At 69.8% G+C, this 8,942-nt stretch carries 12 protein-coding genes and 1 pseudogene; 5 read left to right on the forward strand and 8 right to left on the reverse strand.

Translation table 11 applies throughout. The annotated features are described in order from the left end of the window. Positions 1-2 precede the first annotated feature (2 nt). From E1287_RS17340 to E1287_RS17360, 5 genes are all read right to left on the reverse strand, one after another. Complete coding sequence (locus tag E1287_RS17340; protein WP_131965984.1) at positions 3-752, reverse strand: cyclase family protein; 750 nt, start codon at positions 750-752, stop codon at positions 3-5. Further along, positions 749-1,726, reverse strand: coding sequence for a 4-hydroxythreonine-4-phosphate dehydrogenase PdxA (gene pdxA / locus E1287_RS17345; RefSeq protein ID WP_207934270.1), 978 nt, complete (start codon positions 1,724-1,726; stop codon positions 749-751). The genes E1287_RS17340 and pdxA overlap by 4 nt, the downstream gene beginning before the upstream one ends. Further along, on the reverse strand, positions 1,714-2,868 hold the full coding sequence (locus E1287_RS17350) for a four-carbon acid sugar kinase family protein (protein WP_131965985.1): 1,155 nt from the start codon (positions 2,866-2,868) through the stop codon (positions 1,714-1,716). Before E1287_RS17350 ends, pdxA begins: the two co-directional genes overlap by 13 nt. Then, on the reverse strand, positions 2,865-3,158 hold the full coding sequence (locus E1287_RS17355) for a hypothetical protein (RefSeq protein ID WP_207934271.1): 294 nt from the start codon (positions 3,156-3,158) through the stop codon (positions 2,865-2,867). Before E1287_RS17355 ends, E1287_RS17350 begins: the two co-directional genes overlap by 4 nt. 118 nt (positions 3,159-3,276) lie before the next feature. Further along, complete coding sequence (locus tag E1287_RS17360; protein WP_131965987.1) at positions 3,277-3,651, reverse strand: cupin domain-containing protein; 375 nt, start codon at positions 3,649-3,651, stop codon at positions 3,277-3,279. Positions 3,652-3,749: 98 nt separating this feature from the next. Here E1287_RS17360 and E1287_RS17365 point away from each other — a divergent pair, with 98 nt between their 5' ends. Continuing rightward, the gene (locus tag E1287_RS17365) at positions 3,750-4,682 is read left to right on the forward strand and encodes a LysR family transcriptional regulator (protein ID WP_131965988.1); all 933 of its coding nucleotides are present in this window, start codon (positions 3,750-3,752) and stop codon (positions 4,680-4,682) included. Between the two features lie 107 nt (positions 4,683-4,789). On the opposite strand, the gene E1287_RS17370 is transcribed toward E1287_RS17365, so the two are convergent. Continuing rightward, positions 4,790-5,269 carry a hypothetical protein gene (locus E1287_RS17370; protein ID WP_165969057.1) on the reverse strand — a complete coding sequence of 160 codons (480 nt, stop codon included), beginning with the start codon at positions 5,267-5,269 and terminating at the stop codon, positions 4,790-4,792. On the opposite strand from E1287_RS17370, the gene E1287_RS17375 reads away from it, so the two are divergent. From E1287_RS17375 to E1287_RS17385, 3 genes are all read left to right on the forward strand, one after another. Further along, the gene (locus E1287_RS17375) at positions 5,241-5,525 is read left to right on the forward strand and encodes a hypothetical protein (protein WP_131965990.1); all 285 of its coding nucleotides are present in this window, start codon (positions 5,241-5,243) and stop codon (positions 5,523-5,525) included. The two genes, E1287_RS17370 and E1287_RS17375, sit on opposite strands and share 29 nt — an antisense overlap. A 75-nt stretch (positions 5,526-5,600) precedes the next feature. Further along, a complete protein-coding gene (locus E1287_RS17380) occupies positions 5,601-5,924 on the forward strand; it encodes a hypothetical protein (protein WP_131965991.1) in 324 nt (107 codons plus the stop codon). A 261-nt stretch (positions 5,925-6,185) separates the two neighbouring features. After that, entirely contained in the window at positions 6,186-6,665 is a 480-nt protein-coding gene (locus E1287_RS17385) for a PQQ-binding-like beta-propeller repeat protein (protein ID WP_131965992.1), read from the forward strand. A 484-nt stretch (positions 6,666-7,149) separates the two neighbouring features. On the opposite strand, the gene E1287_RS17390 is transcribed toward E1287_RS17385, so the two are convergent. Further along, on the reverse strand, positions 7,150-7,845 hold the full coding sequence (locus tag E1287_RS17390; protein WP_207934272.1) for a GNAT family N-acetyltransferase: 696 nt from the start codon (positions 7,843-7,845) through the stop codon (positions 7,150-7,152). A 162-nt stretch (positions 7,846-8,007) separates the two neighbouring features. On the opposite strand from E1287_RS17390, the gene E1287_RS46615 reads away from it, so the two are divergent. Then, a complete protein-coding gene (locus E1287_RS46615; protein WP_347813977.1) occupies positions 8,008-8,211 on the forward strand; it encodes a hypothetical protein in 204 nt (67 codons plus the stop codon). Positions 8,212-8,357: 146 nt separating this feature from the next. Here E1287_RS46615 and E1287_RS46620 read toward each other — a convergent pair. Next, positions 8,358-8,543: pseudogene (locus tag E1287_RS46620) on the reverse strand (DUF6879 family protein); the annotation flags it as partial. Positions 8,544-8,942: the final 399 nt, after the last annotated feature.

Here is an 8,942-nt window from a genome sequence, read left to right on the forward strand (position 1 = left end):
CCTCAAGGGCAGATGGCGAAGGCGCGGGCGGGGAAGCCGGAGCCGTTGTGGGCCTTGGGCCAGGTGGCGACGATGACGGCGCCGTGCTCGGGGACCTGGTCGAGCGCGGTGAGCAGCTCGATCTGGTAGCGGTCCCGGGCCAGGACGTAGTGCTCGAGGGGTGCCTGTCGCTGGCTGACAACGATTCCGGGGTCGGTGTCGGTGGTCTCGTGTCCACAGGCGGTGATGTCGCGGTCTTCGACCAGTGTGACGAGCACCTCACGGCTCCAGCCGGGGTAGTGCCAGGTGCCGTCGCCATCGGCATTGATCATGCGTTCCTGGCTGGACCAGCGGTGGGACCAGTCGGTGCGCAGTGCGACGAACGAGCCGCACGGCACCTGGCCGTGCCGCGCCTCCCAGCCGGCCAGGTCGGCGGCGGTGACACAGTAGTCCGGGTCGGCCGCGGCCTGCTCGTGGATGTCGAGGACGATCAGCGGAAGGATCATCTCGGTGACCGGTATCTGGTCCTGGAACCGCAGGCCCGGGACGAAGTGCGCAGGCGGGTCGACGTGGGTGCCCCACTGGCCGACGTGCCGGTACTCGTGGGCCAGGAACCCGGACCCGCGGGTGCCCGAACGCGGCGCGTGGTCGTAGACGACGGTGCGCTGTTCGGGTTCGAAGCTCGGGCAATGCGGGATGCCAGGGTGGAAGGCGTGGGTGAGGTCGACCCAGCGCCCGGCCCGCAGGACGTCGAGTGCTGCGAGCGGCGTCATCGCGCACCCGCCAACGTACGCGCGTGGCGCAGCGCGGTCAGCAGGCTGGTGTGGTCGGCGACGCCTTTGCCCGCGATGTCGAACGCGGTGCCGTGGTCCACGCTGGTCCGTACGAAGGGCAGGCCGATCGTGACGTTCGTGCCGTGTTCGAGGCCGAGGTACTTGACGGGTATGAGGCCCTGGTCGTGGTACTGCGCGACGACCACGTCGAACTCGCCGTTGCGGGCGCGCATGAAAACGGTGTCGGGGGGCCACGGGCCACTGGCGTCGATGCCGTCGGCGCGGGCGGCTCGTACTGCGGGCGCGATGACGTCCCGGTCTTCGTGGCCCATGAGGCCGTTCTCGCCCGCGTGCGGGTTCAGCCCGGCGACCGCGACCCGCGGTGCGGCGATGCCGGCCCGGCGCAGCGCGTCGTACGCGAGCCGGATCGCGGTGCGCTCGGTTTCGACGGTGATGCGGTCCAGCGCGGCGCGCAGCGGTTCGTGGATGGTGACCAGCACGACGCGGATCTCGTTGTTGATCATCATCATGGCGTAGGCGTCACTTCCGCCGAGCTTGGCAAGGATCTCGGTGTGCCCGGGGTATGCCAGCCCGGCCAGCCTCAGCGCCTCCTTGTTGATAGGCGCGGTGACCAGGGCGGCCACCCGCCCGGCCAGCGCCAGCTCGACGCCCTTGGCGACGTATTCGTACGCGGCCCGCCCGGCGCGGGCGTCGACCCGTCCCCAGGGCAGGTTCTCCGGCAGCGCCGTCACCGGGAGCACATACGCGACGCCGGAGCCCGGCGTCAGGTCCTCGGGTGAGGTCAGCGTCCGGATGGGCACGTCCAGACCCGTGATGGCGGCGGCGCGCGTGAGCACGTCGCCATCGCCGATGACGACCAGGGGTAGGTCGCAGCGTTCGTCGGCGATGAGCTTGACGACGATCTCCGGGCCGATCCCGGCCGGGTCGCCCATCGTGATCGCTATGGGGACCATGGCAGCCTCTCCGGTGTCGCGGTCAGCAGGTCGTGCAGGCGCACGAGCGTGTCGAGGTCCCCGAAGCCGCCCGCCTTGATGACGACGGGCAGCCGCCCAGAGCCTGGAGCGCCTTCGATGAGGCCGAGCGGGACGCCGGGCTCGAGCTCACCGGCCAGCGCGATGGACCGGGCGCCGAGGGCGAGCAGGACCGTGCGAGCGGTCTCACCGCCGGTGAGCACGAGCGCGTCGAAGGCGTTGTCCTGCGCGAGCCGGGCGGTCGCCCGCGCCAGCGCCGCCGGAACCGGCGCGCCGGTGACGCGGCGCCGCGGCCGGCACAGGATCGCCGTGCCGTGGCGCGCCAGCCGCCGCTGGGTACGCTCGACCGCTCCGGTGTCGGCGACCCGCACCGGCTCGGCACCGGTGGCCGCGCCGAGCCGGGTGAGCTGCCGGTCGGTGGCCGGGTTCAGGCTGCCCGCCACGACCAGCAGCCGCGACGCGGCCGCGGGGACCACCTCCGGACTCGCCGCTGGTGCCTGGGGAGCGTGGCGGCGGGCCAGCGCCGCCGCCAGCCCCGGGGACCCTACCCACAACACCTCCTCGACCCCAGGTATCGCGGCGACCAGCGCGTCGAGGTCCCGATCAGTGACGGCATCAGCGACGACGTAGCGGACCGAACCGATCAGGTTTGCCACCTGCGCGCTCAGCACGGCGCCCGGGAACAGTTCGCATAGGTCGGCGCGGTGTACCGGATGGACGGGGTCGCGAGCGAACCAGGTCCGATCCACCGGCCGGCCCTTGAGGTGCTGCACTCCGCCCACTGTCGTACGGCCCTGGCCGGGGAAGGCGGGCGCCACTACGGCCGTACGCCTTCCGCTCGCGGACAACGCCGCCTCGACCTCCGCCACCAGGTGACCACGCAACGTGGAATCAACGGTCTTGACCAGCACGTCCGCGTCCGCGTACGTGGCCGTCGCGCGAGCGCTCAGCCGTACCGCCTCGGCCACGGGGCGAGTACGGGTGTCGATGTCGACGGCCGTCACACCGGGCCGCCGCGGCTCGTCCGCGAACGTGATGACGGCCGGGAAACCGGCATCCCGGAACGGTGCCGCGCCGTCACCGGCGCTGGTCAGGTCGTCGGCGACGATCGCGATCAGAGTCACGGGCCGTCCCGCCCGTCCAGCCGGGCACGGACCCGCGCGGCGTCGTCGAAGGCCTTCACGGTGAAGGTGAGGTGGCGGCCCTCGACACCGGTCAACTCGGCCCCGACGGTGAGCGGGCTGCCCAGCGGCGTGGGCACCTCGTGGCTGAAGTCGACGTGCACGCCCAGGGTCTGCTCGCCGTCGTCCAGGTGCCCGTCGAGGGCGCGCATGCATGCCCATTCGACGATGCCGACCAGGCAGCCGGTGGCCGATACGGCAGGCAGCGCGGTGAAGTGGCCGGACTCGGGCATCGGATGCGGCACCGTACGCAAGGCTGGCACAAGGTAGTCCAGCCGCGCGGTCAATCCCGCTCGTAGTGAGGGCCGCACAACTTCTCCTTCCGGACTCTCGTTCCGGGACGGTGGCCGGTCAGTCACCGGTGGCGACGACACCCGCCTTCTCGATCATCAACACGGCGCTACGGACCGGTACGACGGGCCGGTGCAGCATCCCGGCCGGAACCGAGTACGCCTGCCGGGTACCGAGTTCGACCGCCTCCCGCCCCTCGAGCTCGATACGGAACAGCCCGTCCAGGACGAAGAAGAACTCGTCCTGCTCATCGTGCTTGTGCCAGTGGAACTCGCCCTGCATGACGCCCAGCCGCACCAGCACGTCCCCGACCTGGATCAGGGTCTGGTTGTACCAGGGATCGTCGACCCGATCGATCAGGGCCTGCACGTCCATCGTCTGCAACGTGGTGAACAGCGGCGCGTAGTGAATGGCGTAGTCCTGCTGCTGTGACATGATCCCTCCGGGTTGCTGTGAGCAACACTCACTATCGCCCGGAATATTCGGCAAGGGCAATCGATAAATAGTCACCCACATGTGCGAAAATCTCACACATGACGTGGACGGACCTACCACCGCTCGGCACCCTCGTGGCATTCGAGGCCACCGTCCGGCACCGCGGCGTCAGCAAGGCCGCCGCCGAACTGCACCTCACCCACGGGGCGGTCAGCCGCCAGATACAACAGCTCGAACGCACCCTGGGCACCACCCTGTTCGAACGCCGCAACCGCGCGATGACACCGACCCCGGCGGCCACTGCCCTCGCCGCGGCCGTGACCGACGCCCTCACTCTCCTCAGCTCCGCCGCCCGCCGAGTACGGCACGCCGCCCGGCAGACCCCCCTGGTGCTCTCCTGCGAGCCCACGCTCCTGATGCGATGGCTGATCCCGCGGCTGCCCGCGCTCTCGCAGGCCGCCCCAGGACTGGATCTGCACCTGTCCGCCGCCGGCGGCCCGGTCCCCTTCGACCGCAAGGGGATCGATCTGGCCATCCGCCGCAACGACTTCGAACTGCCGCCCGGCGTACACGCGCTGTGGCTGTTCGACGAGCTGACCGGCCCGATCTGCACCCCCGAACTGGCCCGGCGCATCACCAAGCCAGCCGACCTCGCCGAAGTGTCCCGCTTGCACACCCGGACCCGCCCGAGCGCGTGGGACGACTGGGCCTCCGGCCAGAGCACCGCCTTCCCCCCTGCCTCCGAACAGACCTTCGAGCACTTCTACCTGAGCCTCCAGGCCGCGGCCGCCGGCCTCGGCGTCGCCATCGGATCACACGCCTTCGTCTCTGACGACCTGACCACCGGACGGCTCGCCGCTCCCTTCGGATTCCAGCCCGACGGCAGCGCCTACTTCCTCCTCACCCGCACACCCGACGACCCCCGGATCACCACGCTGGTCGCCTGGCTACGCGACCAGGCCCAGGAACTCAACCAGCGGCAGGACCGACCTCCCACCGCCCGCCGACCCCGGACATGGAACCAAACCTGAGAAGGCCTACACGCCGAACGGTAACCGTGCCCGTAACGGCGGGCGTCTGGTCGCGGTGGTTGACAGCCACTGCTACTACCACGTTCGGTCGGACGGATCGACGCCTCCTAAGAATCAACCCCTGGGTTCCCAGGCTTCTCTCCAGCCCTGTAGTGCCTGGACCAGGGCTTCCAGCGCGGATCTATGCCGGTTGTGGGCATCGCCTGCTCGCGGCGGCCGCCGTCGGGCAGTGCGTGGACCAGGGCGCGCAGGTCGTACAGCACGCTCGGGAGAGCCTGGCCGAGTTTGAAGATGACCATGTTGTGGGCGAGTTTGTTGGCCGCCTCCACACGCTCGCGCACCTGGGAGAGTTCGGGCAGCGGCCCTCCGGAGTCGGCGGGCGCCATGTTGTAGGCGGAGACCTCGCGGCGCCGCGGCGGGATCAGATCGCGCACCCGGTCATCGCCCTCGGTCTGGCTGCGGTAGGGCTGCCCGGTCAGGTCGGTGATGGCCACGTGCACCACGCGGGCCACCGCGGCGAGCAGGGACGGGGTGGCAGGACGGTCGCCCTGCTCGATCTTGCGGATCATCGACGACGAGCACGGCACCCGCTCGGCCAGAGCCTGCTGGGTGAAGGCGCGCAGCTTGCGGGCTCACGCGATCGCCTGCCCGATCGTCTCGTCATCGTTCATGATCTGGCCCTCCGCCTCACGCCACCGACGCGCCTGGCCTGCGCGCCTGTCCGGCTGGCTGTACGGCTCCGCCCGCGTCCTGCTCACCGTGTCAGGTGACGGCACCGCCGCCGGGCCGCTGCTGCCCGGCACCATCTCGTTCATGGCCGCCCGCACCCAGAACCGCCCCTAGCCGGGCAACCCCACCCACTGGGCCACCCTCACCCGCGACACGGCGCCGCGCCCGGTCCGGCACAGCCCCAGCCGCATGGAGGCGGCAACCGGCGAGGGGTTCTTCGCCCGGTTCCTGGCCCAGCTCGCCGCCCCGGGCATCCAGCAGGCGACCGACGGTGACACAGTGCACCTGATCGACGTCATCACCGGGTCGGCCGCGACCCTCACCCGCGCCGCCGACGGCGGTACCGTCCGCCAGGCCGGACCGCTGCGCCTGTGGGACGCCATCGAGGCCGCGTGGGACGCGTGGGATCAGGCGGACCGGCCTGGCCCCGAAGCGTTCCGCATGCGCATCGCCGACGGACGGCAGACCATCGGTCACCCGACCGAGCCGGGCCTGTCGTTCACGCTTCCGTGACCGGACCCGGCGAACTTCCGAGAACGATTGGTTCCCGGAAGTAAACTCTCCGAGTGACTTCCGAGAATCCGGCTCTGGTGGGATCTTCGCTGATAAGTAGCCGGGAATCTTCGGCGTAATCTGGCAGGTCGAAACGCCGATCTTTAGGCTTTGCTGCGGCGCTGGTCCACAGCTCGATCAAGAGGAATCGGCGCCGGGCGTTTCGGGGGTTCGGGTTTGATGCTGCAGAGATATAGTCGTCGCACCATTGCGGTGTAGTTCATGGCTGGCGGCCAGAATGGGTCAGAACCCAGCGGTCGGTTGTGCGGGTTCACAGATCCACAGCGGCGTAGCGATGATGACCCGACCCTGGTTGGTTGTGGCGTTGGCGAGGACCTGGGCGCAGTAGTCCAGCGATTCGCCGACCGGCGGGTGGTGATCACCAATGGACGCCGTCTCCTCGGCCACCGCACGGCCGACGGGAAGGTGCTGTGGACCCGGCCGATCCGCTGGCACCAAGACGCGACGTTCACCGTGGTGGACGACCGCCTCCTGGTCGCCGATCAGAGCCGGGTCACCGCCTACCGAATGGGCGAGGGAACGGTGGACTGGACCGCGCCTGCGCCTAAGCTGCCCGACCTGGCGGCCTCCGCGGCCTCCGCGGCCTCCGGCGGATTCCTGTACGCCCATGTCCAGGAGGAACCCGCGCTTGCCGTGATCGACCTGCGCCGCGGCGGCATCACAAGTCGCTCGTCAACGTGATCGGCGACATCTACAGCCGGGATGTGGCCGTCGGCGACGGCACCCTCGTGATCCAGGACAAGAACCTAACCATGGCCTTCGACCTCCGCCTCTAGCCGGCCAGGACCCCAGGGTTAGAGCTTTGGCCAGCGTCGCCATCGTCTGGGAGACGATGGCCAGGCCATACCGTGGGCAATCCTCCTGCGCGGGCGGGATGCTCGGGCATAGCGGCAGTGGCCGATGGTGACGCCATTGTGTAGGTCAGCTCCAGGTGCTCGTACCGGGTGCGTTTCGCAGGGGGGTCGCCACCGGCGGGGTTCGTGGGTTACCGGATCCAGGATCGCGGCCAACTGCGCACGGTGGTCGGCAACGGCACGACAGCGGGACCGCCGGACTTGCCCAGCCGCTGGGTGGATCGCCGAGGGGCTTGCGACCGCGCGGGCCCGACGGATCTGGCGATCACGGTGGGCACGGCTGGCGTACGGGGCTGTCTGCCGCTGGCCGATCACCTGGCGGCCGACTCGCGGCGCATGAACCAGTTGGGTACGCCGAGCACCGGCTGTTCGCCGGTCACCCAGTAGCCGAAGCGCTCGTAGAACCCGACGTTCTCGACCTTGTCGGTCTCGAGGTAGCCGACCTCGTGTGCGTCGTCGAGCCGCGCGCAGTGCTCTCGCATGATCTTCGATCCGACGCCCTGGCCCTGCAGGTGCGCGTCCACCGCCAGCGGCCCAAGGTGGACGTGCGGCTCGTCCGGATCGAACTTCGCCCAGGTCGAGGTCCACCCGAGCACCCGCCGCGCCGTCCGGGGGCCCAATGCCGCCACGGCGGGAAGCATCCGCAGCTTCCGGGCGGGGCCCGGCTGGCAGGTTCCGGCGGGGGCGACGCCGGTCACGCCCACGAGCGTCCCTCCCCGTACCGCCGCGATCGGCCGTTGGGCGCTGGAAGTACGAAAGAGCGCGCGAATCAGCCGCGCGTGGCAGCGCAGCCGGCGGTCGGGATCGGCGCCGTACACGGCCACATGCAGCGGGTTGTCCCGCATCCCCCGGGCGAGCACCCCGACGGCCAAAGGGATCTCGTCCGGCTGCAGAGCACGTATCTCGATGGCCTCCGGCATGGTGTCCCCCGCTTCGCGTTGTCCGCTGGTGGTCAATCCCAACCTAGCTTGGTCTTTACCTCGGGCCTCCCCCTTGATCGCGGACACCTCGAGACCTGGATCATGAGTGGTCCGGGGCCCCCTGCCATCCGCCGTATGGATCGCCGGTGCTCTGACCGTGACAGCCGTCCTGCTCGTGGCCATCGCTCGACCAACCCACCACAGCGACCGAAACCGCAAACCGAAGGCATCATCGCCCGCTTCCGAACCATGCGGATCTGGCGGCCGTCGGTCCTGACCGCCCACGTCGTCGGCGCCGTCATCCAGCAGTTCCTCGGCATGGCCGTCCTCATCGGCGTCGCCCTGGCCATGGGCTTCCGCCCGAACGCCACCGCCGCCGAATGGATCGCCGCCGCCGGACTGCTCACCTGTTCGTCGTGGCCATCACCTGGCTGCCGGTCGCCCTCGACCTGAAGGCGCAGACCCCCGAGTCCGCCAGCAACGCACCCATGCCCCCGATCCTGCTGCCCTTCCTGGGCAGCGGCTTCCTCCCCACCGACTCCATGCCCACCGCCCTCAGCGTCCAGGACGTTCAAGATCACCCCTTGGCCCTCGATGACGAAACAGTCGTTGTCCGGCAGCGCCACCGCCGACACCAGCCGGCGCGGAAGCCAGCGCAGCTCTTCTCCCGCGTCCACTGCCGAGCCGCTCCACTCCACCGCCATCCGCTGATAGTCCGACAACGGTTCCGACACCGCCCGCACCCGGCGAAACGTCCAGCCCCTGGCGGTCTCGGCTTCGATCAGCCCGCGCCACGACTCGTACGAGGCCGCCGGCTTCTCGGTCTCACCCGCCTGTCTGCCCGTGGGCCGGCAGCAACGGCTCCAGCACCGCCCACTGCACATCGGTCAGGTCGAACCGCCTGGTCACCGCTAACGTGGCCACGAGGTCTCCGGGACACTGGTCTTCTTGGTCGAAGAACCACCTACCGGAGACCTCACTGCGTCACGGGCACCAACACGCCAAACCACACGATCTTTACAGAACAGGCCCTAGCCCGAGCGCGATACGCCAGCAGGGGAGTGTCAAGTTAACGGCTGATTTGGGGTTTGGGTGGTCAGTGGGTGGTTGGGGTGAGGCGGCCTTCGAAGGCGATCTGGAAGGCGTTCAGGGCGGGCTTCCAGCGCTGGACCCAGCGTTTCTGG

Source organism: Actinomadura sp. KC06 (assembly GCF_004348735.1).
Lineage (GTDB): Bacteria > Actinomycetota > Actinomycetes > Streptosporangiales > Streptosporangiaceae > Spirillospora.

Excerpts from the sequence above, each read along its gene's own strand:
- E1287_RS17380 (WP_131965991.1), top strand. The coding sequence starts at position 5,601 with ATGGAGGCGGCAACCGGCGAGGGGTTCTTCGCCCGGTTCCTGGCCCAG.
- E1287_RS17340 (WP_131965984.1), bottom strand. The coding sequence starts at position 752 with ATGACGCCGCTCGCAGCACTCGACGTCCTGCGGGCCGGGCGCTGGGTC.
- E1287_RS17365 (WP_131965988.1), top strand. The coding sequence starts at position 3,750 with ATGACGTGGACGGACCTACCACCGCTCGGCACCCTCGTGGCATTCGAG.
- E1287_RS46615 (WP_347813977.1), top strand. The coding sequence starts at position 8,008 with ATGCGGATCTGGCGGCCGTCGGTCCTGACCGCCCACGTCGTCGGCGCC.
- pdxA (WP_207934270.1), bottom strand. The coding sequence starts at position 1,726 with ATGGTCCCCATAGCGATCACGATGGGCGACCCGGCCGGGATCGGCCCG.
- E1287_RS17360 (WP_131965987.1), bottom strand. The coding sequence starts at position 3,651 with ATGTCACAGCAGCAGGACTACGCCATTCACTACGCGCCGCTGTTCACC.
- E1287_RS17355 (WP_207934271.1), bottom strand. The coding sequence starts at position 3,158 with ATGCCCGAGTCCGGCCACTTCACCGCGCTGCCTGCCGTATCGGCCACC.
- E1287_RS17385 (WP_131965992.1), top strand. The coding sequence starts at position 6,186 with ATGGCTGGCGGCCAGAATGGGTCAGAACCCAGCGGTCGGTTGTGCGGG.